The following is a 26390-nucleotide window of genomic DNA, read 5'->3' as shown; positions in this document are numbered from 1 at the left end:
TGTGATGTTCCCGTTTATTGATCTCGATGCGGCTCAATCCATGAGGCGTGGTATTGTCGGCTCGTTGCGCTCCGGTCCCATGGCGGTGTAGCCGCCATCGACGCGGATATCGGTTCCGGTAATGAAGCTTGCATTGTCGGAGAGGAGGAAGGCGACCGCCTCTGCGACTTCTTCCGGGCTTCCCGTGCGTCCAAGCAGGTGGAAGTCCTTGGCGACACTGTCTGCCTTTTCGCGGGTGTTCTTGGTCAGCTCGACCATGACATTGCTCCAGGTCCAACCGGGAGAGACGGCGTTGACGCGAATGCCGTCAGGCGCCAGATCCATCGCCTGGTTGCGCGTCAATTGCAGGATGGCGGCCTTGGAGACCGGGTAGACCCAGCGTCCGGTCTGGGCGATGCGTGACGAGATCGAGCCGAAATTGACGATGGCGCCCTTGTTCTTGGCAAGGTGCTTGTGCGCCGCCTGCATCAGCGCGATCGAGCCGACGACATTGATGTCGAAAGCCTTCAGCCAGTCGGCGCGAGTCGTCTCGACGCCATTGTCGAGATAGGTACAGGCGACATTGACAAGAAAATCCAGGCGGCCGGTGGCCTCAACCGTTTTGTCGATAAGTGTGCCGATATCGGCATCGCTGGTGATGTCTGTAGGGATGAACTGGACTTTGTCTCCGGCTCGCTCAGCCGCAGCTCTTCCGGCTTCTTCGTTGATATCGGCAATCACCACCGATAGGCCGTAGCCAGCCAGCACCTTGGCAATGCCCTCGCCAATCAGTGTCGCGCCGCCGGAAATGATTACAGTTTTCCCTTGAAGTCCGCGCATCGTCGTCTCCTTGCAAATGTCAGCAGAAATGTGTCGTGGATGTCAGGCCGCGGCTTGCGGCCGGGCTGCCGCAGTTAGAAACGCACCGTTTCCGTAGATAAGCGGATTGTCGTCTTCTGGAGCGCAATGGGTCTTGGCGACCTTGCCGATCAGGATCAGATGCGTGCCGAATTCCTTCACCTCGGCGATCTCGCATTCGAAGGAGACGCATGTCTCAGACAGAACCGGCGCGCCGGTCATCGCGCCCTTGATCCATTCGCCTGCGGCAAAGCGTTCTTCACGCACTAGGCCCGCTCGTCCGGCGAAGACTTCGGCCACGGGTTGCTGATCGAGAGATAGAACGTTGACGGCAAAGACGCCGCTCGACTCCACCACGGCTGCAACCGAGCTTGAACGGTTGACGCAAGCCAGAAGCGACGGAGGGTCCGTCGAAAGCGAACAGACGGCCGTGGCCGTGAGCCCGCAGCGGTTGCCCTCTGCATCCATGGAAGTGATGATGGTGACACCGCCGGTCAGCTTGCGCATACCGGCACGGAATTCCTCGCTGCTCATGTTTTTGTTCCCTTTGCGAATGGATTTCGCATTCGTTTTATGTTTAAACTTTCGATGATGTTCCGGCTAAGAGGTCCAATCGGCAATCCAGATTGCGCAGGGATTTATCCAGTTTCGGCAACAGGCGGTCTGAAACTTCACTTTTGTCATTTCGGCGAGTGACTGATGATCGATATCGGCAAGCAGCAACCAGATGCCCGCCCGGTAGTGGACACCCACGACGTGGACGAGGCGCGAGAGGCGATCGGACGGATCTTCTGCCCGCATTTCCTACTCGTCGATGGAGCATGGAAAAGCGGCTTTCACGCGGTTCATGACGTGGTGGAGGAGCCGGGTCACTCCATCAATGTCGTGTCATACGGATCCGCGGTGGAAATCGACCCCGGTGAACTATCTCGCTTCTTTCTTCTGCAACTGCCCATCAAGGGCAGCGCGGTCGTTCGGTGCGGCGGCGAGGAAACCCATGTCGCAGCAGGCCGTACGGCAACGCTCTTGTCCCCGACGCTCTCAACCCGCATGCGCTGGGCGGAAGGGTGTGAAAAACTGATCGTGCTTTTGGAGCGCGAGCTCGTGGAAAGCCACTTCGAGACCCTGGCGCATGAGCGATCCGATCGTATCGAGTTCGAACCGGCGATTGATCTGACTCATGGCATCGGCCAAGGGATATTTCAGCACAGCATGTTGATGTCAGGCGCTGCCAAAGGCATCAGCCATTTTCCGGAAGCCTACCGGATCATGCTCCGGGACGGTCTGGTCAATCTGCTCTTGCATGGGCTATCCCATAACCGCAGTGGTCGCCTCAAGCGTTCAAGCGAGGGTGCCGGTCGGGTGCCGGTGCAGCGCGCGGAAAATTATATCAGGGCGAATGTCGAACGGCCGATCACCGCAGCCGATATCGCCGCCGCAGCGGGCGTTCCACTGCGCACGCTTCAGGACAGCTACCGGAAAGCGAAGGGACGGACATTGATGGAGGCGGTGCAGGACGTACGCCTTGAGCTTTTGCGTAAAACCCTGTTGACGCCATCCGGCGATATCAGCGTCGCCGATGCCGTCTTCGCGTCCGGTCTCGGCCATCTCGGTCGTGCCGCCTTTGCTTACAGAGAGCGGTATGGCGAAACGCCCTCTCAGACACTGCGACAAAGCAGAGGATGGTCTTGAGGTTATGCCGAAGGGGCTGAGCCGCCTGATGGATAGTGTTTCCCCACGCACAGATAGTCGTGGCGAGCTGAGATTTGATCGGCATCACCTCCGCACTATCGGCGCAAATACTTTAAGCCTAAACATACTCAGTAGTGTTGACGTGCCTCGGCGGCCCTCCGGTATGGAAAAGTTGCGCTCGAATGGTTTCTTGCGCAAGAAATGTGCACGTGCATACAAATCTGTTCTCTCCGATATGCAAAAATATGCAGTTTACGGATCTTAATCTCACTCTGCGCAATTATTTTAGGTTTAAATCTTTCCCGGTTGACATCTGCTCAAAAGTAGAAATATGATTTTGCATATAAAAGGCGCAATAGTCATAAGGGGAACCATCATGGCCGAACGGTCATTTGCGCGCGAGGTTGAAGACCTCAAGCTGGGTGAAGGTGAAATCTTCAGCGGCGAGGGGATTCTCGCCATTACCAAAGCGCTGCTGCAATCCGGCGTGTCCTACGTAGGCGGCTATCAGGGCTCGCCGATTTCCCACCTCATGGATGTTCTGGCCGATGCCAAGGATGTGATGCAGGAGCTCGGTGTCCACTTCGAATCCTCGGCCTCTGAAGCAGCCGCTGCCGCGATGCTGTCCGCATCTGTCATGTATCCGGTGCGCGGCGCCGTGACCTGGAAATCGACCGCGGGTACCAATGTTGCCTCGGATGCGCTGTCCAACCTGTCTTCCGGCGGTGTGACGGGCGGTGCGCTGGTCATCATCGGTGAGGATTACGGCGAAGGCTCCTCCATCATGCAGGAGCGCAGCCACGCTTTTGCGATGAAATCGCAGATGTGGCTTTTGACGCCGCGTCCAAATCTCACCTCCATTGTCGATGCGGTGGAAAAGGGTTTCGAGCTTTCCGAAGCATCCAGCACGCCCGTCATGCTGCAGGTCGGCATTCGCAGCTGTCACGTCCATGGGCAATTCGTCGCCAAGGATAATAAGCGCCCGTCCTATACGTTGAAACAGGCGCTGGAAAATCCGGTGCGCGATCTCAACCGCATCGTTCTGCCGCCGGCATCCTTCCAGCATGAGAAGGACAAGCTGGAACGCCGCTGGCCGGCAGCCGTCGAGTTTGTCAAAACCAATAAGTTGAACGAGTTCTTCGGTCCGTCCGAAGGCGAGGTCGGTCTCATCCTCCAGGGCGGCCTCTATAACAGCACCATGCGAGCCCTCCAGCATCTCGGTCTTGCCGATGTCTATGGCAATAGCCGCATTCCACTCTACGTCATGAATGTCTCCTACCCGCTGATCGACGACGAGATCGTCGCATTTGCCGCGGGCAAGAAGGCGGTGCTGATGGTAGAAGAGGGCGCGCCGGAATATATCGAACAGGCCCTTCATACGTTGATGCGCCGCCGCGATATCCAGACAAAGATTTCCGGCAAGGATCTGCTGCCCATGGGCGGCGAATATACCACGCCGGTGCTGATCAAGGGCCTGACCGGTTTCCTTGAGGTCAATGCCCCGCAGCTTCTCGGCAATCGTCCGCCAGTTCCCGATCCATCTGCCGTGTTGAGCGACCCGAAGGTGAAAGCACTGGCTGAAGTCGTGCCGGCGCGTCCGGCGGGTTTCTGCACCGGCTGTCCCGAGCGTCCGATCTTTGCCGCCATGAAGCTGGTGGAAAAGGAGCTCGGCCCCCATCATGTATCTGCCGACATCGGCTGCCATCTGTTCTCCATTCTGCCGCCCTTCAATATTGGCGGCACGACCATGGGCTACGGGCTTGGCCCGGCTTCCGCCTCAGCCTTCAACGTTGAAGCGGACAAGCGCTCGATTGCGGTGATGGGCGACGGCGGCTTCTGGCATAACGGCCTTGCTACCTCCGTCGGCAATGCCGTCTTCAACAAGCAGGATGGCGTCACCATCATCGTCGACAATTTCTATGCTTCCGCTACAGGCGGCCAGGATGTCCTGTCGTCGCGCGCCGACAACCCCAACCGAAAGACCAACAATTCGATCGTCAAGGCGGTGAAGGGCATCGGTGCTACCTGGGTCAAGCAGATCGACCGCACCTATGATGTGGCGAAAATGCGCGACACGCTGAAAGAGGCGCTGACCACCGATGAAAAAGGCCCGAAGATCATCGTTGCCTCATCGGAATGCATGCTGAACAAGCAACGTCGCGTAAAGCCGCAATTCGCCAAGGCGGTGAAGGATGGCAAGCGCATGGTGAAGGAACGCTTCGGCGTGGATGAGGATGTCTGCACCGGCGATCACGCCTGTATTCGATTGTCCGGCTGTCCGTCGCTTTCGGTCAAGCATACGGACGATCCGCTGAAGGACGATCCGGTCGCGGCGATCGACAATTCCTGTGTGGGTTGCGGCAACTGCGGCGAAGTCTCTGAAGCGGCGGTTCTCTGCCCCTCCTTCTATCGGGCCGATGTCATCCACAATCCGACGAAGACCGACCGGTTTCTCTATCGCCTGCGCTCTGCCGTCATTCAATGGCTGCAAAAGCGCAGAAACGCCTCGCGCGTTCTGTTTCCAGCGTAAAGAGGGAAGATCATTATGGATAGCCTGCAAACAGAGTTTTCGTCCGTGCTTTCCGCCGACAAGCCACTTTCCATCGCCATCCTCGCCATGGGTGGGCAGGGCGGCGGCGTTCTGGCGGACTGGATCATCTCGCTTGCCGAAGGCCAGGGTTGGGTTGCGCAGACAACTTCAGTTCCAGGAGTCGCTCAGCGCACGGGCGCGACGATCTATTATCTTGAATTGCTGAAGGCACGGGAGGGCGAGAGGCCGATCCTTTCCTTGATGCCGACACCCGGCGATGTCGATATCGTCATTGCCGCGGAACTGATGGAAGCCGGGCGCTCGGTAATTCGCGGCCTCGTCACGCCGGACAAGACGCTGCTGATCGCTTCCACCCATCGTTCATATGCGGTCGGTGAAAAGGAAAAGCCGGGCGATGGCATCGGCAACCCCACTGTCGTGGTCGATGCGACGGATTTCGCCGCCAAGAAAACCATTGCCTTCGACATGGATACGCTGGCTGTCAAGAATGGCAGCGTGGTGTCTTCGGCGCTCTTCGGTGCGCTGGCCGCGTCCAAGGCATTGCCTTTCTCCAAGGAAATCTTCCAAGCTACCATCAAGTCGGGCGGCAAAGGCATCGAGGCCAGCCTTCGGGCCTTCAATGCCGCTTACGAGCGGGCGACCAAGGGCGAAAACGACAAGCTGTCCGCAACGCCCGTCAAGAAGCTGGAAGAGTTGCCCACATCCGCCGGTCATCCCGCGCTGGATAGGCTGATTGCCCGCATCCGGACAGAGTTTCCGCAAAATGCGCACTCGATGCTCTATGCCGGTGTGAAGAAGCTGACCGAATTCCAGGATCCGGCTTATGCGGATGAGTACCTGACGCGGGTCGCTTCCCTTCACAAGGCAGATGCCGCCAATGGCGGCGCTGAGAAGGATTATGCCTTCACCGCACAGGCAGCAAAATATCTAGCCGTCGCCATGGCCTATGACGATGTCATTCGCGTTGCAGACCTGAAAACGCGTTCGGCTCGCTTCGAGCGCGTGCGCAAGGAAGTCGGCGTCAAGGGCGATCAACTGCTCTACACGACGGAATACATGCATCCGCGCATGGAGGAAGTGTGCGGCACGCTTCCACGTAGGCTCGGCCAGTGGATCGAGAACAGTCCGAAACTCTTCGCATTCCTCAATCGCCGCATCGATAAGGGTCGGCGGGTGAAGACCGGCACATTGTTCTGGTTTATCGGCCTTTACGTCACCTCCGCCTTGCGGCGTTTCCGCCGGGGCAGTCTGCGCCATCATATCGAAGTCACGCATCGCGATGCCTGGCTGCAAAAGGCGGAAGAGCTCCTGGCTGCCAATTACGATCTGGCCGCGGAGGTTCTCGGCAATCGGCGATTGGTGAAGGGTTATTCCGACACCCACAGCCGTGGTCTCTCCAAGTTCGACCGGGTCATGTCCGCTCTGCCCTTGCTACGAGATCGCGAGGATGGCGCAGCCTGGATGCGTCGGCTTCGCCAAGCCGCTCTTCTGGACGAACAGGGCATTGCGCTGGACGGCGCCTTGAAGACCGTCGCGACGCTCTGACCGCGTCAGCCGTACAACAACTATAAGAAAGACGGCGCCGTGACCGCGGCGACCGTCCTCATCATCACCATGCCTATCCGTGTCGAATGTTCAGGGCTTCTGCTCTGCGCAAAAGGGGAACTTTATCATGACGCAACCTATTGAAATTTCGTCCTATGCGGCGGTGAAGCCAGCAGAGATATCCTCAAGCAAAAGCCTGCTGGTGGTGGCGCTGTGCTGGTTCGCGATTTTTGCCGAAGGCTATGATGTGGGTGTCCTCGGCGCCATCCTTCCTGCCCTTTCGGTAGATCCTATCTGGAAGCTCACGCCCCTCGAACTGGGTGCCTTGGGCAGCTATACCGTGATCGGCATGTTGATCGGTGGCATTGTGATTGGAACGCTCAGCGAAATCTATGGCCGCAAGCCGCTGTTCATGGGCTGCCTCAGCCTGTTTGCCGCCTGCATGATCCTGACGTCCATGGCTCCGACGCCATTCTGGTTCGGCGTCAGCCGCTTCATCGCCGGTCTTGGTCTTGGCGGTATCATTCCTGTTGCTGCGGCGCTGACGGTGGAGTACTCGCCCAAAAACCGCAAAAGCTTCAATTACGGCCTGATGTATTCGGGATACTCGCTCGGCATCCTGGCAGCGGCACTTTGCAGTCGCGGCTTTCTGGCAGACTACGGCTGGCGCGTGATCGTGCTTTTCGGTGCCGCGCCGCTGTTGATTGTGCCGGTCTTCTATTTCCTGTTGCCCGAATCCGTTGAAAGCCTCGTTCTGCGCGGCAAGCACAAGCAAGCGGCTGAAACGGCGAAACGCATGGGTGTTGCTGTACCGAAGACGGTTCAGAGAAACGCGAAGGGGCCGGGCTGGTCCGCCGTTCTCAAAACCATCTTCGCGCGCGACAAGGCGTTCGAGACGATTTGCTTCTGGGTCGGTCTTTTTCTCGGGCTTCTGCTAGTCTACGGATTGGCACAGTGGCTGCCGCAGATCATGCGCAAGAACGGTTACGATCTGGGCGACAGCCTCCTCTTCCTCGCCGTTTTCAGCCTGAGTTCTGCGATTGGCGGCATCGTGCTCGGCACATGGGCAGACAGGTTCGGCATCAAGCGGACCGTCGCGCTCTCCTATCTGGTTGGTGCCATTGGCATTGCGGCGCTGACCTTCAAGAACTCGATTGTGCTCAACTACGTCTTCGTCGCCATTGCTGGTTTCGGTACGGTCTCAGCTTCGCTCATCTTGACCGGCTTTCTTGCGCAGCGGCTTGATCCGACAATCCGCTCCGCTGGCACGGGCTTTGCGCTCAGCTTTTCGCGCATCGGCGCTCTGACAGGGCCGCTCCTTGGCGGCTGGATCGCCAGCACGAATCTTGCTCCCGAATGGAACTTTTACATTTTTGCGGCGGTAGCGGCCTTGGCGGCTCTTGCCACTGTGTTAATACCGTCATCCATTGGTCGATATGAGACGAAGTGATTGCAGTGTTTCGAGTTTAAGGGAGGGACTTTTGAGACTAGGTGCACCTAAGGAAATCTATGAGAGCGAAGCGCGCGTCGCGATGACGCCGGATAGCGCTCAGGCCTTGCAGAAACTGGGCTACGAATGCCTGATCGAGACCGGGGCCGGCAAATCTGCCGGTTTCTCCGATGATGCTTACCGGGCCGCCGGCGTGACGGTGGTCGATAGTGCGGGCGGGCTTTACGCTGGTTCCGACATCATCGCTAAGGTTCGCCCGCCGGAGGCTTCCGAGATCGACTGGCTGTCTGCGGACAAGACGCTGATTTCCTTCTTTTATCCGGCACAGAACCAGGCGCTGCTGCAGCAGGCAAAGGAAAAGGGTGCTACCGTCATTGCCATGGACATGGTGCCGCGCATTTCGCGCGCCCAGAAGATGGATGCCCTCTCTTCAATGGCCAACATTGCCGGCTATCGCGCCGTCATCGAGGCCGGCAACAATTTCGGTCGCTTCTTCACCGGGCAGGTGACCGCCGCCGGCAAGGTGCCACCCGCCAAGGTGCTGATCATCGGCGCAGGCGTTGCAGGTCTTGCGGCCATTGGCACCGCCACATCGCTCGGTGCCATCACCTATGCTTTCGATGTGCGCCCGGAAGTGGCTGAGCAGATCGGGTCCATGGGCGCTGAATTCGTCTATCTCGATTTTGCCGATCAGCAGGACGGCGCGGCGACCGGCGGTTATGCCGCTCCATCCTCGCCCGAATTCCGTGAAAAGCAGCTAGCGAAATTCCGCGAGCTCGCGCCGCAGATCGATATCGTCATCACCACTGCACTGATCCCCGGTCGCGATGCGCCGAAGCTGTGGCTCGCCGATATGGTGGCCGCGATGAAGCCCGGCTCCGTGATTGTCGATCTTGCCGCGGAACGTGGCGGCAATTGTGACCTGACCGTTCCTGACCAGCGTATCGTTTCCGACAATGGCGTCATTGTCATCGGCTATACGGATTTCCCGAGCCGGATGGCGGCGCAGGCCTCGACGCTATACGCCACCAACATCCGCCACATGATGACCGATCTGACGCCCGCCAAAGATGGGCAGGTGGTTCACAACATGGAAGACGATGTCATCCGTGGTGCGACAGTCACTTACAAGGGCGAGATCACCTATCCGCCACCGCCGCCGAAAATCCAGGCGATTGCCGCCCAAAAGCCAAAGGAGAAAGCCAAGGAGCTGACGCCTGCGGAAAAGCGGACCCAGGAAATCAAGGCCTTCAAGAAGCAGACCGTCAATCAGGTCGGCCTTCTGGCCATCGGCACGGCTCTTCTGCTTCTTGTCGGCGCCTATGCGCCCGCAAGCTTCATGAGTCATTTCATCGTCTTCGTTCTGGCTTGCTTCATCGGCTTCCAGGTCATCTGGAATGTCAGCCATTCCCTCCACACGCCGTTGATGGCGGTGACGAATGCCGTATCGGGCATCGTCATACTGGGCGCGTTGCTGCAGATCGGTTCCAGCAACTGGCTGGTCGTCATTCTGGCAGCACTCTCCGTGTTGATCGCGACGATCAACATTGTGGGCGGCTTCCTCGTGACACGGCGCATGCTCGCCATGTTCCAGAAGTCTTGAGCCGGGGGAGGGGACACTCATGACACTTGGTATTGTTTCAGCGGCCTATGTTGCCGCAGCGGTTCTTTTCATTCTCTCACTCGGCGGTCTTTCCGGTCAGGAAAGCGCCAAGCGTGCCGTGTGGTACGGCATCACCGGTATGGCTCTCGCCGTCATTGCGACTGTCTTTGGACCGGATGTCGGCAACTGGTTCATCGTGCTGGTGATGCTGGCCGGCGGATCCGTTCTCGGTTATTTCGTCGCGAACCGCGTGCAGATGACGGAGATGCCGCAGCTCGTTGCCGCACTTCACTCTTTCGTCGGTCTCGCCGCCGTCTTTATCGGCTTCAACGCCCATATTGAAGAGGCACATGTCGCCTCTCTGGATGAGGCGTCGCGTTCGGCTCTCACCGGCTTTGCCGCCCTTCTGGCACACAAGACGCCGGTGGAACTGGCGATCATGAAGGTCGAGGTGTTCCTCGGCGTCTTTATCGGTGCGGTTACCTTCACTGGCTCGGTGGTTGCCTTCGGCAAGCTGGCCGGCAAGGTCGATGGCAAGGCAAAGAAGCTGCCGGGCGGGCACCTCCTCAACGCGGGGGCCGCGGCACTCTCCATCCTGCTGCTGATCCTATACTGCAATGGCGCGGGTGCCTGGACGCTGGTGCTGATGACGTTGCTTGCCTTTTTCATCGGCTATCACCTGATCATGGGCATTGGCGGTGCTGATATGCCGGTGGTCGTCTCGATGCTGAACAGCTATTCCGGTTGGGCGGCAGCCGCGATCGGCTTCACCCTCGGCAACGATCTCCTGATCGTCACCGGCGCGCTGGTTGGCTCGTCGGGCGCGATCCTCTCCTACATCATGTGCAAGGCCATGAACCGCTCCTTCATTTCCGTCATCCTTGGCGGCTTTGGTGGCTCCAAGGGTCCGGCCATGGAGATCAATGGCGAGCAGGTGGAGATCGATGCCGATGGCGTGGCTGCAGCCCTCAACGAAGCCGATAGCGTCGTGATCGTGCCGGGTTATGGCATGGCGGTGGCGCAAGCACAGGCCGCGGTTTCTGAACTGACCCGCAAGCTGCGCGCGGCGGGCAAGACGGTGCGTTTCGCCATTCATCCGGTCGCAGGCCGTCTGCCGGGCCATATGAACGTACTTCTGGCGGAGGCGAAGGTGCCTTACGATATCGTGCTGGAAATGGACGAGATCAACGATGACTTCCCGAGCACGGATGTCGTGATCGTTATCGGCTCCAACGACATCGTCAACCCGGCGGCACAGGATGATCCGAACTCCCCGATCGCGGGCATGCCGGTGCTGGAAGTGTGGAAGGCAAAGCAGGTCTTTGTTTCCAAGCGCGGTCAGGGCACCGGTTATTCCGGCATCGAGAACCCGCTGTTCTTCAAGGAAAACACCCGAATGTTCTACGGCGATGCGAAGCAGAGCGTCAGCGCGCTCGTGCCATTGATTTCCTGATGCAAAAAGAAGGCCTCGTCACTCCCGTGACGAGGCCTTCACACTTTAACCCGTCACGCGGAGCGCCAAAGCTCGATCAAGCCGCCAGACGTTTTTAACACGGGGTCGGTTGCGGGGACGGGAAGAGAGCGGATCAACGCCAGCATTTCTCTCGTTGCAGCTTCGCGCTGGATATCCGCCTCCTGACCGGGCGGATAGGCACCCACGACTTGAAAATCGCTCGAACTTTCCAGTCGCTTGTGCCCGGTTCCTGCTGGCAGAAGCAGGCAATCCCCTTGTTTCACATCGAGTATCTTCCCATCCGGCCCACCGATCTGGAGCCTGGCATTGCCACGACCGACGCCGAGCACCTCATGGGCGCCGCTGTGATAATGATGATAGGCAAAGACGCCGTTTCGCCAGACGCCCGTCCAGCCATGATCGTGGAACATGTCCTCCAAAGCCGATGAATCGAGATCGCTTCGGATATGGCTGTAGACGAGAACGGGGAGCGTAGGGTGATTGGGAACCCAGTCGCTGGACGGCAGGGTAAAGTGGTCGACCTTCATCGTTTCATCCTTAGCAATGTTAGCGGTTTTGAATGAACGCCGATGGAGGCTTGAAGTTCGTCGAAGGGTTGCCAGTGCCGGGGAGGGGACGATGTTCTTGGGAGGATGCTTCAGATTTCGTGGCGACGAATGTTGCGCAGAATCTTGTGCAAGGTCGTCACGAAGGCGCGATATTCCTCATCATCGATGTCTTTGAACATCCGGCACATGTCGTTGTACATGATCGGCCAGACATCTTCGAACACGGCGCGGCCTTCATCGGTGATGGTCACATCGCGTACCCGCATGTCGTCGGCACGCGGCACGCGCCGGACAAGGCCCTGCTCCTCCAGCGAATCCAGCGTGCGGCTCATGGTCGATTGCTCGGTCACGGCGAAGACGGAAAGCTCGTTGATGGTCAGCGACGAGGAGACGTTCAGCACCGCAAGAGCGCGCATCTTCACGGTGGTAACGTCGCGTGCCTTCATGTCTTCGGCAAGGTTGGCGTTCCACCGCGCCATGATGCGGTTCATGATATAGGGCGCAAAATTATTGAGCCCGATCTCGCCGAGACTGGGAATGCGTTTGGTCTGGTCGTCGGGATTACCGAGAAATTCGACGGAAAAGCCATTATCCATGTGCTTTCATCCCTTCATCAGCACAAAGACGAGGCGAGCAGGAAACCGGACCCGCCTGCAAGGCCCGGCCCAGGATGCGTGGACGCCCCGATATGGTAAAGACCCGCAACATGGGTCTTGTGGTTAACCGAGCTTTTGAACGGACGCCAGAGAAAGAATTGGTCGAGCCCGCAGAAGCCGCCGTAAGGATCTCCGCCCACGAGGTTCATGTTCATTGCCTCGAGGTCTGTCGGCGCGTAAGCGCGGCGCTTCAGGACGATCTCGTCGAAATTCTCGATCTGTGCGCGCAGCATGGCCTCGATACGGTCGGTAAAGGCCTCTCGCAGCGTCTCCGTCCAGCGTCCGTCCGCCGGGCAGGCCAGCTCATTGGCAGCATCACCCTTGATATGACGCGGCGTATCCGGCACCTGCAGCCAGAGAATATGGCCCCCATCCGGCGCGCGGCTCGGATCGAAGGAGGTCGGCTGGCCAACGCAGACCGTTGGCTCGGCAGGCAGAAGGCCGCGCTCGGCCTCGTTGGCCGAACGGGAGACGCCATCGAGGCCAGGTGTCAGATGCAAGAGCGCCACCTTGCTCAGCTCTTCGCCTGCGCGCCAGCGGGGCGCTGCCTTCAGCGCATAATGGATTTGCATATTGCCCTTGCCATATCGGTAGCTGGCAAGCCCTTCCTGCACCGGTTGTGGCAGCTTGGTGGACGAGGCGTTCAACAGGCGCTCGTAAAGCTGATGGGGCGTGACCGACGCGATGACGCCTTTGGCTGCTCGCAATTGTTTCCCGTCGGCAAGCGTGACGCCGACGGCCTTGCCGGGCGCATCGACATCGACCCGCTCGACATCGGCGCTTCTCATGATGCTCCCGCCCTGATCCGTGATCAGCCGCTCGAAGGCCATCAGCAGATTGTCCGCGCCGCCCTTGACGATCGGGCAACCGGCCGCCTCAATGGCAAAGCCGATAACGCGCGTCATCTCGGCGGAATAGGCGCTTTCCGGCCCTAGGCCGCAATGCAGCGCCCAGGGCGCAAAAAGCCCGCGCAGTTCCTCGGAGCGGTAGGTGGTTTCGAGATAGCCTCGCGCAGGCGACAGAGCCTCGCCGAAAAATGCAGTGAGGCCCTTCAGTCCCCGTTTCCAGACTTCGCGGCCCAGCAGCTTGGCTGTCGCTGTGGACCAGAGATTACCGCCAAGCAGGCCGAAGACGAAACCGGCATTGCCCGCGAAACGCGCCATTCCACGGTCGAAGGCTTTGCCATCCCCTTCGGCGATGCCATCGAAATGGGCGATGTTGCGGGCGCGATCCATGGAGAGAATGGCATGCGTGCCATCTGGCCGCAGCACGCCGGTTGGCGTTGAGGTGTGGCAGAACTCCAGCCCTCGGGTCTCCAGATCCTTGCCCAGAGCCGCGAAGGCAGGCGAAGTGAGGAACAGGACCATGGTCGTTGCCATGACATCGTGCCGGTAGCCCGCAAGTGTAATTTCTTCGGTGCGCAGGCAGCCGCCGATGCGGTCGTTTCTTTCGAGCAGCAGGACACGTTTGCCCTTCTTGCCTAAGAGAGCTGCGGCGACCAGTGCGTTGATGCCGCTTCCGACGATGATGTAATCAGGATCAGCCATGGGGAAACTCCACAGACGCAAGAGGCGGCATCGCGATGGGTGGAAAGGGCCGGAGTCACTGAGTTCACCTCCGACCGACAGATGAGACTGCTGCGGGCTTTGGCCTAGATCACGAGCGCCAGCGCGCGTACCGGCGAGCCGGTTCCCTTGACCAGCTTCAGCGGTGCTGCGATCAGGATTGCGCCCTTGGCCGGCAACTGGTCGAGATGGCAGAGGCTGGCAAGACCATACTTGTTGGCCTTGTGCATCAGATTATGGGCAGGGAAGGGCGGGTTCATGCCACCTGCCGAGCCTGCATCCGTGCCGATGGTTTCCTGGCCCCAGCCGATAATACCCTTGGAGAGAAGATATTCGATGGCTTCTGCCGTCGGACCAGGGGAATGGGGGCCATTTTCATCTGCATTCAGAAAGGTTTCCGTAGAGCCATTGCGCTTATACCAGTCGGTCCGCAGCAGAACCCAGGTGCCGGCTTCGATCTCGCCATGTTCGGCTTCCCATTGCTGGATGCTTTCGACCGTCAGCAGATAATCCGGGTTCTCAGCGGCTTCCTTCGAACGATCGATGACGTTGACCGGCGCGACGAAATTCTGCGGGGGAATGGTATCTGTCGTGTTTTCGGCATTGTCTTTGCCGGTAATCCAGTGGCAGGGCGCATCGAAATGCGTGCCGGTATGTTCGCCAAGCTCCAGCCAGTTCCACGCCCAGAATGGGCCATCCTGGTCATAGGCGGAAATGGTGTGGACCTTCACATTGGGCGTGTTCTTGCCGAACTGCGGCGGCAGATAGAGAACTGGCGTGTCCGGCCCAAGCGGCGCCGTCAAATCCACAACCTTCACCTTGCCGGAAAGCAACCCGCTGGCAAGTACTGCAATCATCGAAGCATCGGTCATTCAAGTTCCCCTTATTTTGAACCGTCGGTTCCTGCTTCGTCAGCGCTGCTGAAGAAGCAGATGCGATAATGGGAAAACCTATGACCAAAAATATGGATATGCAAGAATTTTGTTTAAGCTTCAATTGTTTTTCAAAGGCGGTTTAAGCGCAGCGATATGATCTCAAAGTGAATGTAGCGAGGGACATAGCGTCCGCGCCAGACCGTGCCCGATGAAACCCGCTAGAACCTCCAGCAGTCAGAAATCTGTACACGCATATATTGGAGGTCAAACGCGTGACGAAATCAGCCGAGCTCAAGAAATCTGAGGTTGGCAATCCCGTGTCGACCGCCGCCAGACTATTGCTTGAAGCTTTGAGAATGTTGACCGCGCATCATGAATGGTGTTCTAGACTACCGATAAGAGCATGCCGTGGGAAAAGCAGGCAAAGGTTTTGCCGCCAGGGTATGGGTTAAAGCAAGAAACTTGAAGGGCGGGCCACAAACTTCAGAGGCCACGGCAAACTTCGAGACAAGGGACGGGTAATGGCGGCTATCGATCTGGAAGCGATCATCAGCGATACACAGGATGGCAAGAAACAGGAACTGCGCCTTTGGCTGCGTCTGCTGTCCACCACCAAACTCATCTCCCAGGAAATCCGCCGTCGCCTGCGCCGCGAATTCGGCGCGACGCTGCCGCAGTTCGATCTCCTCTCGCAGCTCTATCGCGAGACCGACGGCCTGCGCCTTGGCGAACTCTCCAAGCGCACCATGGTTACAAACGGCAACATCACCGGCTTGGTCGAGCGACTGGAGGCCGACGGCCTCGTCATCCGCGAGCGTCTCCCGGACGACCGCCGCGTCATCGTCGCTTACCTCACCGACAAGGGCCGCAAGACCTTCGATGCGATGGCCAAGGCGCATGACGGCTGGTTGAAGGATATGATGGCTGACGTGGATCCTATCGTGATCTCCGGGCTGATTACACATGTAGGGCAAGTGAAGCAGTCGACGCGCAATCATCTTTCGGGGGATGATGGGGATGAGGAGTGAGTTTCCGCGCCTGTAAGATGTTGCGGTAGTCACAGGGTCCCGGACGTCAGACATGGTCCAGGTGACTACGGAATAAATCGAGAGAATCCGGTCTCGTCTCTCAAACTCGACTACTGCTTTTTTTCGGCGGTCGGTTCGCGTGCATTACCTTCCACGGCTTGAAGGGCTCCGTCGGCAGCCTTGCGCGCTTCTTCTTTCGCTATGCGCAGCCTTTCATTCAAGTCAGATTGCTCTGCCTGCGTTCTTTCCGGATACGCTCCCTGCGCCCGTTCGCCACTGGGAAACAAGCTTACGGTGTTGAGCAGGTTAATCATTAAGGCTATCGCTGCGCAAATGAGGAATATGAGGACGAAACCCATCCGCCCTTTCATTATACCTTTCTGCATTCACACCTCGTCTTCAATCCAAATGGGGATTTGAGTCTATTTGGAACTGCACCAAGAGCGAGGCGGTCCATTGGTCGTCAGCTTTACACTCACGGTCGCCTAGCGGGCCCCCAAATCCTCAAAGACCCGCGCCGCATACAGATAAAGCGAAGATTTATTGCGGCTTCTTCTGCTTGCTGGCCTCAACGGCCTTCGCTCCCAAAGTAGGAGCCGCAGCCGGTGGTGCCTTGTCCTTCTTCGGTTTGCGGATTTCCTTGTTGCTTCTCACTTGACCCTTAGCCATTGGAATCTCCTCTTCAAAAGAAGAAACTGCCGCTCTTTGCGGTTGAATAGCAAGAGAAATCGAAGCGATGCCGCAGACAGTGGTGCCAAATTAGGCGCACTCGATCTAATGGGATCAAGATGGTTTGCTGAGAATTTGGTGGAGCTAAGCGGGGGCTCCACGAGCAAGACATAAGCTCTTGAAATGCCTGATACGCAATGATATTCGACCAAAAAAGATGGTCGGAGAAATTGGTCGGAATGGCACGAAAAGGCAAGAAGCGGGCAGCAAGGCATCTCGTTCTCAAGGGGCGGAAGTTTTGGTTCACTCGGGATATCCCAGTAGCAATCAGGCCCCATTTTGGAGGCAAAACTGCCCGCCTCGTCAACCTTGAAACCAGCGACTTCACTAAAGCCATGGCGCGGCGTGACGAGTTACTTGCCGAGACAACCAAGCTATTTCGCGCCGCGAAGGAGGGTCGCTCCATCAAGGGAGCCACAGACGCCATTTTAGACCTTGCAAATGCTTGGGTGAATGAACTCCAGACCAGCCGCGCCGATCCCCACGCTTGGACAGCCACGATATTCAATCGGGACCCCGCGCACGTGGCCGACGAGGACGTGATGACCGCGGACGACTTCACAGAGGAGCGCGCTGATGCTGTAGGGCGGGAGCATGGCGGCCAAGCTCAGGTCCGCTTCATGAACATTGTCCACGGTCGCGTCGATGTTGACCACTACGTCGAGGATTATCTTAAAGAGGCTAGGCTTGCGCCGAAAACAACTGACGAACGGCGTAACCTAATCAAGCGTTTTGCGAGTTGGGCGAAGCTCAAGGGCTGGTCACTGCCGAATATTGATCGCGCAAAGGCCGGTAGGTATTTTTCGGAGGTAATTGCGCCGCTCAATGAACGTACCGCTCGGAAACACCACGGAAGCGTAAAGCTGTATTGGGACTATCTTATTGCTCGGGGTCACGTAAACGGAGCCAACCCATGGGAGGGCCAGCGGATGCCCGATAGGGGCCGCAGGGTCGAGCGCGGAGGCAAGGTCGAAGAGCGCCCCTTCAATGAAGAGGAGATTAAGACCTTGCTTTATTCATCCTATCCCCGGGGAATGAGAAAGGCGTTCGAGGCACAAATACGTGACGCTATCCGCATAGCGGCTCTCTCTGGCCTCCGTCTCGCAGAACTTGTCACTCTATGGGTCGAGGAATGCCCAATCGATGAGAGCGGCAATGGCTATTTTGACATTCGTCAGGGCAAGACCGCAGCCGCCGCACGGCGTGTGCCGATGCACCCGGACGTTATCGAAATCGTGAAGCGCAGGAAGAAGGGGAAAGACCCTCAAGATTGGCTCTTTCACGAACTGGCTGATGAACGAAATGCAGGTGATGTCTTCGGTAAGCGTTTCGCCACCTACCGGGAGAAGCTTGGCGTGGATGACAAGAGGCCGGGACAGCGCCGCAGCTTGGTCAATTTCCATTCGTTCCGCCGCTGGTTTGTCACCGAAACGGAACGGGCGGGCATCCCTGAGAGTACCATATCGTCCGTTGTGGGGCATGAAGAGGGCCGCAAGTCGATCACGCTAGGGGTCTATTCAGGTGGACCTGCGTGGCAGCAGATGAGGGCTTGTGTGGAGGCTGTGAAGCTGCCTGAGCCGTGAACCTAGTATCAACTACAAAGCTTGTTGAGATGCCGCTAGAGAGATTTGAACTCGGCGGAATGTGCGAATAATGCCCGGATTGACGTGGTTTTTGAGGGGAAGTCAAGCCCTCTGTGTAGCACCATCGTGTTTCACCGGAGCGAAGACCGTGTCGAGCGCCGTCAATCGTTCAGGATGATTTCGGCCATGTCGTCTAGGGATCGCTTGACCATTTCCCACTGCGGCATGGCACGGCTGAGCAGCCGGAAGAACTCTGGACTGTGATTGTGTTCCCGTAGGTGGCAGAGTTCGTGGGTGATGACGTAGTCGATGCATTCTCTGTTCGCGCGGACGAGAAACGGATTTAGCGTGACCGTTCCACCGGCTGCACAAGTGCCCCAGCGAGTTCGCATGTCCTTCAACTGGAATTTCGGCAGCTCCTGCGGCCATGGCAACCCCTTGGCAATCACGCCAAGACGATAGGCGAAGTAGTCCCGCGCCTTCAGCTTGTACCAAGCTCGGACCCGCGCTCTCACAGCATCGGCTGACACCTGATCATGCGCGACCTCAAGGAGAGCGCCCTTAAGTTTCACCGCTCTCTCTTGGCGGGACACATGGCGAACCTTGAGGCTGTACCGCCGTCCGAGATAGAGGATCTGCTCGCCACTGACGTACTCGCGCGGCAGCACATGCTCGAACCGTCGTCTCGCATCATGGACATGGTCATGCACCCACCGGGCTCGCTTCTGCACGGCCTTGGCGATGTCTTCAGCCGTGGCTTCTTCAGGGGCTTCGACCTCGACCGCCCCATCAGGATGAACGTGAATGCGGACCCGTTCACGGCGTCCTGCGGCAATTCTGACGGTGTAGGGAATAGCCTCGCCGCCGTAGTGCAGCACCCGCTCAAAGCGTCCCACGGCTTACCCCCAGTCGGACAACCTCGACAACGCGGTGGATGAGAGCGGTCGCTTGGTCGAGTCCACCCAGCTCCTTAAAGTATCGGGGCAGCAGTTCGCGGCGGATTTCCGCTTCCACATTCGCCGGATTGATCGAGTGGTTGGCGACCGCATCGTTGACGACGCTGTCGATGTGCATTGCTTCCGAGACAAGCCACTCCTCGCCCCGTTTCTGGGACACCGGCTCCCCGAGAACGAGGGGAAACAGCCCATAGTAAGCCTGTGCGTGGCGATTGTCGCCGAAGCGATCAGGCACATTGGGATTGGCTCTGTTTTTCGCCTGTTGCTCAAGGTCCTTGAAGAGCAAAAACTGCTTGTGCGGGTGGTCGAACAGGGCTTCGGCCTCGCGAATTGCGTGGCGAAGCAGTTCGGAGAACACGGCCTGAGCATATGGATCATCGGCAAGGTCCTGCTCGATGGTCTTCGTCAGTCGCGTCTTGATAACATCAGTTTCCGCTCGGGTCTTGTCTTCGCCCCATGACGGCGGATCGTCGAGCGAATAAGCGGCCTGATCCCGTTCCGCCATGCCGGTGATATCGATGACGCCTTCCGAATGTTTGATGTCAACGCCGACGACCTGTCTATCGACAAGGTTCCTGATTTGCTTCTCGTAAGCCGAGAAATCGACAGTCTCCTGTGCGTCAAGCTTTGCCTGAATTCTGAGTTCAGTGAAGAACTTCAGATCCTTCTTGTAGGTCGCGATTGTCGCCTCATCGAAAGCCGTGTCTTCAAAGAATGCCCGCGATGACAACGCAAGTTTCAGGCACATGCCAAACTCTGTCAGAGCCGCGTAGAAGTCCTCACGGATCTTCTGGTTCTGGTCATAGCTGACGCCGGTCTCGCCTAGGACCGTGTCGGGCACAAGAACGCGCCGAAACTGTTCTCGGTCCCCCTTATTCTTCACGCTTGAGAAGATGGCCCAGACCGCGTCGTGCAGCGCCGGAAGGCGTTTGTACTCAGTCGAGACATTCGCATAGATCCCTGTAAGGTCGTCGATGTCGAACCCGCCTTGAGTTCGTTCAGCCAAGTCCTGATAGGCGGTGAGCGAGGTATCAAGCTCCTTCAAGATGCCGCGATAATCAATGAGCAACCCATACGACTTTTGCTCGTGCAGACGGTTCACTCGCGCAATAGCCTGAAGCAGGTTGTGCTCGCGCAGATACTTGTCGATGTAGAGCACGGTATTGCGCGGCTCGTCGAAGCCCGTCAGCAGCTTGTCCACCACGATCAATATATCGGGTGACCCCTCTGTTCCGAAGTCTTCGATAACCCGCTTTTCGTAAGCTTCGGCATCGGCACCGACATTTGCGGCCCACCACTTTTGCACCTCTGGCGTCTTCGCCTCGTCGGTGTCTACATGACCTTCTCTGGTGTCAGGCGCGGAGATGATGACGGCGCTCGTCACGAGACCAGTTGCGTCCAACGCTTCTTTGTAGCGGATAGCCGAGAGCTTGCTGTCGGTGGCCAATTGAGCTTTGAGCCCAAGCCCTTTCCAGTTTCGCGAGAAGTCCTCGGCAATGTCCATTGCGATGAGCTCGACGCGATTGTTCGCGCGATAGATGCTGCCGCGCGTCGCGAACTTCTTCTTCAGGTCGGCCTTCTGCTCATCTGAAAGGCTCGCCGTGATCTTCTCGAACCAGTTGTCGATAGCTTGTTCGTTGATATCGACATGTGGCTTGCGCTCTTCATACAAGAGCGGCGTCACGGTGCCGTCTTCCACGGCCCGCCGCATGGTGTAGGCGTGGAGGATCGGGCCGAACTTGTTCTGGGTCTTGTCGTCCTTCAGGAGCGGTGTGCCGGTGAAGGCGATGAAGGCCGCATTGGGGAGAGCCTTGCGCATACGCTCGTGGTTCTCGCCGCCCTGGCTGCGGTGCCCCTCATCGACAAGCACGATCAAATCCGATGAGGCGTTGTGACATTCGGCATGACGTGTGGCGCTATTGAACTTCTGCAACAGCGTGAAGGTGATCCGCTCTGTGCCGCTGCCGATGCGACGGGCGAGATCGCGTCCGCTTTGGGCTTGAGCGTCTGCCCCTTCCTTCTTCGTCGCCAAGGCAGAGCCGAATGCTCCACCCGAAATGAATGTCCCGGCAAGCTGCCGCTCAAGGTCGATACGGTCGGTGATCACGATGACCCGGCAACGCGAAAGCTCGTCATCGACAAGCAATGCCTTCAGCAGGAAGACCATTGTGTAGGATTTCCCTGACCCCGTGGTGTGCCAGATCACCCCACCTTCGCGCCCGCCGTCACGGTTTCGCTCGGCGACCCGCGCCAGCATCGATTTGACACCGGAGATCTGCTGATAGCGGGCCGCTATTTTCCCAGCCTTGCGGTCAAACAGCATGAAGTAGCGGATGAATGCCAGCAGTCTTTCGGGTGAAAGCAGTCCGATGATCGCGGCATCTTGACCCGTTGTCAGCACAGGCGATGACCATAGCGACTCGAAATGGCTGCGCAGGAAAGCCGGGCGCTCCGCAAAAAGTGCTCTATGCTGCTCGGGTGTCAGCGGCTGGTTGACCAACGCGGTGATCGAGGCGGTTGAGATCTCCTCCTCGCGCCAAGCTGCATAGAATTTCAGAGGTGTCTCGGTCGTGCCGTAACGGGCATCGGTGCCGGATATGGAAAGCAGTAGTTGCGCATAAGCGTAGAGTGGGCGGATGCCGTCGGGCTTCTGGTTCCGCAGGTGCTGAGACATGCCCTCTTTCAGCATGTCTTTGTCGGGGTTCGAGCCGACGGGGCGTTTGGCCTCGATGACGGCTAGCGGGATGCCATTGATGTAGAGCACGATATCGGGCCGATAGTGTCCGTGCGCACCCTCGCGCTCAACGGATAGTTCCTCGGTCACGTGCAGTAGATTACGTTGAGGATGCGTGAAATCGATGAGGGGTACGGTGACGGAGTAGCGGTGCCCGTCCGGCATGAATTCGCTAATGGTCACACCAAGGGTCAGATGCTTGCTTACACGCTCGTTCGCAGCGGTCAGTCCTTCGGCAAGTCCCGTGTCAGTAATCGCCTTGATAACTTGAGTAATACCGCCGGAAGAAAGTAGGTGCTCGCTGCCGCGATAGCTAAACCGATATGTGGAGAGCCATTGAATTAATGTTCCCTCCATCAGTACAGCGCGGTCGCCGCCACGGGTGAGAAGACAGGTGCTTGGCGCGAGATAGTTCCAGCCGAGTTTCATCAACAGGGCGAGCGCCGGAACCTTAGCTTGGCTCTCCTCGTCGGTTCTCGGGCGTCGCGGTGCGTTCATACGGTCACCCGTCTCTTGCCGGTGAGAAGCTGCTGCATGAGCGCACGTTTCTCCGATTTAAGGCGACCGAGCTGAAGCTCCACGTTGTTCACTTGTGTTTCCGCATCGTTTAGTACGGCCGCAATTTTTCTCTGCTCATCGGCGCTAGGTCGTGAAACAAGAAGCTTGAAAAACTCCGATACCCCAACATTTAATAGTCCGTGATTTCGAGCCCCTTCCTGAGCGATGACACTCAGTTCTCTATCTAGGCCGCCGAATTCAAACCAATGTCTATAGAAATCCGGGTGATCTCTACCCTTATTGACGACTCGGAAGCAGATGTAGAGGCTCGACAGCACGCCGGTCACCTCCAAGGGCAGCATCTTGATCGCACCGAGAGGATATCCCGCGGAATAGCTTTTGTTATAGGCAAACTCGCCGCCCTGAAGTAGCGTGTATCCAGAAGTGTCAGCCGCAGCCACAACTTTGTTGAAGTATTGGCTCTGTGATACCAGACCTTCACGACCAGAGATCGTAAGGACGTTCTTGTTTGCGACAGTGTTTTTTCGCCGAACTCTCTCGAAAACGGTGTCGAGAGGGCGACGCGCCCACTGACTCCCCTCGAAACCCTTCAGCCGCGTCTTGCCGGTAAGTAGTTGCTGCATGAGAGCCCGCTTTTGCGCCTTGGTATTTCCGAGCAGCTTCTCGGTCGTTTTGATGGCCTCGTCCCAAGTGGATAGAATTTGTACGATCTTCTTCTGCTCTAGCAGGGGCGGACACGGAACCCGAAAATTCTTAAGGTCCTTTGTATTGATGTGGAGGATTGTGGACCCCACCTCCAGACCGCGCAATCTAGCCTTCCCTATGTTTGAATTGAGATATTGTGAAAGGAACCAAGGGCACATAAGTGATTGGTCGAGCCGTGATATTATCAAGGCGTGGCAGTTAGATCCATCATAGTCTTCGGTTACTACGGCGGTTGTGCCTATATGCCCTGACTGGACAGTAAGGACGTCGCCAAGGCGTAGTTTCGTTTTCTCCTGCTGCTCGTGAAACTTCGCCGTGATATAGCGAAGCCCAGCGGGAACGATCTCATTCTTCCGTATGTTGGTCCCATAAAGATATTTTACCGCGCCATGGTCATCTTGCGCTGCATAGTGCGGCGTAGCCGTACCAACGAACCCGTTGGATATGAACGGTGCAACTTTTTGAAGCACTGGATCGCTCCAGTCTGCTGGCGTCGGTCCGATGTCAATCGCGGTGTAGCGCTCACGCTTTGAGGTTGTGTGCGATTTCACAAAGATAATCCTCCATCCTAATCTCAAGTTCGGCCAGTTCGGCCTTCAGAGCCTCACGCTCGGCCCGTACCTTCATTAAGTCGATTTCTATTTCTTCCTCAAACGTGTCGACATAGCGCGGAATGTTGAGATTGAAGTCGTTCGCAGCAATCTCTTCATGGCTGGCTAAATAAGCATATCTCTCAATGTTTGCCCGCGCATTGAATGCGGCGAAAATGCGGTTGAGCTGCTCTTCACCAAGTCGGTTTTGATTGGTGCCCTCAATGTATTCCCTACTGGCATCGATAAAGAGCACGTTGGTGTCCGCCTTTTTCTTGCGGAAGACGAGGATCGCTGCCGGGATACTTGTGCCAAAAAATAGTTTTTCTGGCAGACCAATCACTGCGTCGAGCAGGTTTTCCTCGATTAACTTCTGTCTTATGACGCCTTCGCTAGAGCCCCGAAACAGAACTCCATGAGGGGCCACGACAGCCATGCGGCCGGTCTTCGGCTTCAGCGTCTCGATCATGTGCAGGATGAAGGCATAGTCGCCCTTGGTCTTCGGCGGCATCCCGCGCCGGAAACGACTGAACCGATCCTTCTCGGCTTTCTCAGCGCCCCACTTATCGAGGCTGAAGGGCGGATTGGCGACCACCACGTCGAAGTGCCGCAACATGTCATCGCCCGTGCGCAGCTTCGGATTGCCGATGGTGTCGCCCCACTCGATCTGATGGTTCGCTTCGCCATGAAGGAACATATTCATTTTGGCGAGCGCCCAGGTGGAGCCTATGGCCTCCTGACCGAACAGCGCATAATGCGCCTTTCCGCCCGCCTTCTCACGCACCTCTCGGGCGCATTTCAGCAGCAGAGAACCCGAGCCGCATGTTGGATCACAGATATCATCGCCTTCCTGCGGCTCTACCAGTCGAGCCATCAGGGCAGAAACTTCCGCTGGCGTATAGAACTCGCCCGCCTTCTTGCCAGCGGAAGCCGCAAACTTGGATATCAGGAATTCATAAGCTCCGCCTATGATGTCGAGGGTGCCCACTCGGCTCGGGCGCATGTCCAGTTCGGGTTTGGCGAAATCCTCAAGCAGCAGCCGCAGGATGTCGTTCTTCTGCTCTTCGTCACCCAACCGGTTGGCGTTGAACGAGATGTCCTGAAACACATCCCGCAGTTTGTCGCCATTGGCCTCTTCGATGGCGTGAAGCGCCTTGTCGATCCGCTCGCCGTTGCCGGGCTTGTGCCGGTCCCGATGGAGGGCATCGAAATCCTTGTCGCGTGGCAGAACGAACTGCTCTTGCGCCATCATCGCTTCGATCAATTCAGGATGGTCGCCGTGCTTTTCTTTGTAGGCCGCATAATGATCCTTCCACACATCAGAGATGTATTTCAGGAACAACATGGTCAGGACGTAGTCCTTGTAGATTGAGGCATCGACAGTGCCCCGGAAGGTGTCACAGGCGGCCCATGCGGCCTTGTTGATGGTGTCTTGCGTAATGCGATTGAGCAATGTCCGTCCCCTGCCACTGCGCGCAAACTGGCAGCATTTCATCGAAGTCTGAGAGGTATCCCCATACGGAAATGTACCCTCTTCGCGGTTCGCCAAGGTGTATTCGCTCTGGGCATCTTGCGCAATCCTCGGTACAGGAATGGCGCGACTACAGGATAATGTGACCCGTTCAAAAATCGGGGAAAAATGCGAGGGGCCGACCTCGAAATGTACGGAAGTGCGACACCCCCGTGGGGCTCGCGTTGGCTGTCATCGGCTCAAGAAACCTTCTTGCCGTCGATGAGGAGGTTCAGGCGAACGAGGGAAGGTCGGGTGTCTGTGTCCACGCGAACTGAGAAACCGCGCATGATCAAATCAATCATTTCCTCCTCAGTGCGCACCGTGACCTTGTTCGCTTTGACGTGCTTCCTGTTCCCTTGCTTGGGGTCGCCGAGCACGAACAACCCAGCCTCCTTCGTCGGGAGTTGCTTCTTGCCGGTCTTGGGGTCGAGGCGATAGACGCGCATTAACGTATCTCCGGTTGATTTTGCGAGTAGCTACCACCGCCACCGGAGGCTTGGAAAGGTCTGCGGCCAAAAAGGCTACTATGTGTCGGCAGATGCGCCCATCTGATCGAACAACGTTGAAAGCTATCCTGCATTGGCGTTTGCAACTGCAAGTTCACGAATTTTAAACTCGCAAAGCTGTAGGTCGATCTCGTGGTAAAAGAGGACATCATGAGAGAAATATTAAATAAAATCACACACTTATTCATTCTGGTTTCAGTTTGCGCCTTACCTGGGGTAATCTTTCAGGTCGTAGACCCTGAACGGCTTGGTGGATATACGGCATTTGGCATATCCTTCACCATTTTTGTGACCGCCCTCTCGTTGTGGCCGATGCTAGACAAGCCCCGAATAGGAGCGCTGTTTTACGGCAGCGTGGCGTTGGCAGCAGGAATTTTTACAGCGTTCATCCGGTACAAGGTCGAGCAAGGCACGGAAACCCAGCTTCTGTCTTGGGTGATGTGGGCAGAATTCATCGGTGGGGCGCTCTCTATCGCATTTTATGCATACGTAAACCGGGATGCCCCGGTCACAACCGCCAAGGAGATCGTGGCGACTATTGCGACGACGACTGGCGCATTGATCAGCTTCATCTTGGGCATAGCGTCAGCAATTGGCTTCTAGCTCCAGCGTATGATCTGGTAATGGTGAAGGCGGTCTAGCGACAGCTTCCGCCGTCATCGTAAGGCGTCTATCTGTCCACAAATGTACACTTTATGGACGCGGTCTATTGACCGTCCACTTCGCGTCCA

Annotated in this window: 22 protein-coding genes; 9 read left to right on the top strand and 13 right to left on the bottom strand. The window is 57.4% G+C overall.

The annotated features are described in order from the left end of the window. Nucleotides 1-33: 33 nt before the first annotated feature. Both QZ869_RS04895 and QZ869_RS04890 read right to left on the bottom strand, forming a co-directional pair. Nucleotides 34-819, bottom strand: coding sequence for an SDR family oxidoreductase (locus QZ869_RS04895; protein ID WP_296102869.1), 786 nt, complete (start codon nt 817-819; stop codon nt 34-36). 42 nt (nt 820-861) lie between these two features. Then, entirely contained in the window at nt 862-1371 is a 510-nt protein-coding gene (locus QZ869_RS04890; RefSeq protein ID WP_296102867.1) for a flavin reductase family protein, read from the bottom strand. A 165-nt stretch (nt 1372-1536) separates the two neighbouring features. Between QZ869_RS04890 and QZ869_RS04885 the strand changes: the two genes are divergently transcribed. From QZ869_RS04885 to QZ869_RS04860, 6 genes are all read left to right on the top strand, one after another. Further along, the gene (locus QZ869_RS04885; RefSeq protein WP_296102865.1) at nt 1537-2529 is read left to right on the top strand and encodes an AraC family transcriptional regulator; all 993 of its coding nucleotides are present in this window, start codon (nt 1537-1539) and stop codon (nt 2527-2529) included. A gap of 376 nt (nt 2530-2905) precedes the next feature. Then, nucleotides 2906-5059, top strand: coding sequence for an indolepyruvate ferredoxin oxidoreductase subunit alpha (locus QZ869_RS04880; RefSeq protein ID WP_296102861.1), 2154 nt, complete (start codon nt 2906-2908; stop codon nt 5057-5059). A 15-nt stretch (nt 5060-5074) separates the two neighbouring features. Next, nucleotides 5075-6625 carry an indolepyruvate oxidoreductase subunit beta family protein gene (locus QZ869_RS04875; RefSeq protein WP_296102858.1) on the top strand — a complete coding sequence of 517 codons (1551 nt, stop codon included), beginning with the start codon at nt 5075-5077 and terminating at the stop codon, nt 6623-6625. Between the two features lie 127 nt (nt 6626-6752). Beyond that, the gene (locus QZ869_RS04870) at nt 6753-8075 is read left to right on the top strand and encodes an MFS transporter (RefSeq protein ID WP_296102856.1); all 1323 of its coding nucleotides are present in this window, start codon (nt 6753-6755) and stop codon (nt 8073-8075) included. A gap of 31 nt (nt 8076-8106) precedes the next feature. Continuing rightward, nucleotides 8107-9678: a Re/Si-specific NAD(P)(+) transhydrogenase subunit alpha gene (locus QZ869_RS04865; RefSeq protein ID WP_296102853.1), complete on the top strand. Its 1572-nt coding sequence runs from the start codon at nt 8107-8109 to the stop codon at nt 9676-9678. 19 nt (nt 9679-9697) lie between these two features. Continuing rightward, nucleotides 9698-11131 carry an NAD(P)(+) transhydrogenase (Re/Si-specific) subunit beta gene (locus tag QZ869_RS04860; protein ID WP_296102851.1) on the top strand — a complete coding sequence of 478 codons (1434 nt, stop codon included), beginning with the start codon at nt 9698-9700 and terminating at the stop codon, nt 11129-11131. 53 nt (nt 11132-11184) lie between these two features. Here QZ869_RS04860 and QZ869_RS04855 read toward each other — a convergent pair whose 3' ends face one another. From QZ869_RS04855 to QZ869_RS04840, 4 genes are all read right to left on the bottom strand, one after another. Beyond that, on the bottom strand, nt 11185-11679 hold the full coding sequence (locus tag QZ869_RS04855; protein ID WP_296102847.1) for a cupin: 495 nt from the start codon (nt 11677-11679) through the stop codon (nt 11185-11187). Between the two features lie 110 nt (nt 11680-11789). Beyond that, nucleotides 11790-12296 (bottom strand): MarR family winged helix-turn-helix transcriptional regulator, encoded by a 507-nt coding sequence (locus QZ869_RS04850; protein ID WP_296022296.1) that lies wholly within the window; start codon nt 12294-12296, stop codon nt 11790-11792. A gap of 17 nt (nt 12297-12313) precedes the next feature. Beyond that, nucleotides 12314-13903 carry an NAD(P)/FAD-dependent oxidoreductase gene (locus QZ869_RS04845; protein WP_296102843.1) on the bottom strand — a complete coding sequence of 530 codons (1590 nt, stop codon included), beginning with the start codon at nt 13901-13903 and terminating at the stop codon, nt 12314-12316. 104 nt (nt 13904-14007) lie between these two features. Next, entirely contained in the window at nt 14008-14793 is a 786-nt protein-coding gene (locus tag QZ869_RS04840; protein WP_296102841.1) for a cyclase family protein, read from the bottom strand. Nucleotides 14794-15317: 524 nt separating this feature from the next. Between QZ869_RS04840 and QZ869_RS04835 the strand changes: the two genes are divergently transcribed. Continuing rightward, entirely contained in the window at nt 15318-15824 is a 507-nt protein-coding gene (locus QZ869_RS04835) for a MarR family winged helix-turn-helix transcriptional regulator (protein WP_296035790.1), read from the top strand. Between the two features lie 110 nt (nt 15825-15934). Here QZ869_RS04835 and QZ869_RS04830 read toward each other — a convergent pair whose 3' ends face one another. Together QZ869_RS04830 and QZ869_RS04825 are read right to left on the bottom strand one after the other, a co-directional pair. Then, the gene (locus QZ869_RS04830) at nt 15935-16210 is read right to left on the bottom strand and encodes a hypothetical protein (protein WP_296102839.1); all 276 of its coding nucleotides are present in this window, start codon (nt 16208-16210) and stop codon (nt 15935-15937) included. A gap of 154 nt (nt 16211-16364) precedes the next feature. Further along, the gene (locus QZ869_RS04825; RefSeq protein WP_296035784.1) at nt 16365-16493 is read right to left on the bottom strand and encodes a hypothetical protein; all 129 of its coding nucleotides are present in this window, start codon (nt 16491-16493) and stop codon (nt 16365-16367) included. Between the two features lie 239 nt (nt 16494-16732). On the opposite strand from QZ869_RS04825, the gene QZ869_RS04820 reads away from it, so the two are divergent. After that, nucleotides 16733-18136 (top strand): tyrosine-type recombinase/integrase, encoded by a 1404-nt coding sequence (locus QZ869_RS04820; protein ID WP_296102836.1) that lies wholly within the window; start codon nt 16733-16735, stop codon nt 18134-18136. A gap of 161 nt (nt 18137-18297) precedes the next feature. On the opposite strand, the gene QZ869_RS04815 is transcribed toward QZ869_RS04820, so the two are convergent. The 5 genes from QZ869_RS04815 to QZ869_RS04795 form a co-directional block, all read right to left on the bottom strand. Next, complete coding sequence (locus QZ869_RS04815; RefSeq protein WP_296102833.1) at nt 18298-19032, bottom strand: M48 family metallopeptidase; 735 nt, start codon at nt 19030-19032, stop codon at nt 18298-18300. After that, entirely contained in the window at nt 19019-22324 is a 3306-nt protein-coding gene (locus QZ869_RS04810; protein WP_296102830.1) for an HsdR family type I site-specific deoxyribonuclease, read from the bottom strand. The genes QZ869_RS04815 and QZ869_RS04810 overlap by 14 nt, the downstream gene beginning before the upstream one ends. After that, the gene (locus QZ869_RS04805) at nt 22321-23601 is read right to left on the bottom strand and encodes a restriction endonuclease subunit S (protein WP_296102826.1); all 1281 of its coding nucleotides are present in this window, start codon (nt 23599-23601) and stop codon (nt 22321-22323) included. The genes QZ869_RS04810 and QZ869_RS04805 overlap by 4 nt, the downstream gene beginning before the upstream one ends. Then, on the bottom strand, nt 23573-25093 hold the full coding sequence (locus QZ869_RS04800; protein WP_296102824.1) for a type I restriction-modification system subunit M: 1521 nt from the start codon (nt 25091-25093) through the stop codon (nt 23573-23575). The genes QZ869_RS04805 and QZ869_RS04800 overlap by 29 nt, the downstream gene beginning before the upstream one ends. A gap of 257 nt (nt 25094-25350) precedes the next feature. Next, entirely contained in the window at nt 25351-25599 is a 249-nt protein-coding gene (locus QZ869_RS04795) for a hypothetical protein (protein WP_296102821.1), read from the bottom strand. Nucleotides 25600-25809: 210 nt separating this feature from the next. On the opposite strand from QZ869_RS04795, the gene QZ869_RS04790 reads away from it, so the two are divergent. After that, nucleotides 25810-26262, top strand: a complete 453-nt coding sequence (locus QZ869_RS04790; protein ID WP_296102818.1) for a hypothetical protein — start codon at nt 25810-25812, stop codon at nt 26260-26262. Nucleotides 26263-26390: the final 128 nt, after the last annotated feature.

Origin of the sequence: uncultured Agrobacterium sp., from assembly GCF_913777885.1 — a bacterium.
Lineage (GTDB): Bacteria > Pseudomonadota > Alphaproteobacteria > Rhizobiales > Rhizobiaceae > Agrobacterium.
This window is presented reverse-complemented; position numbering and strand designations above follow the sequence as displayed.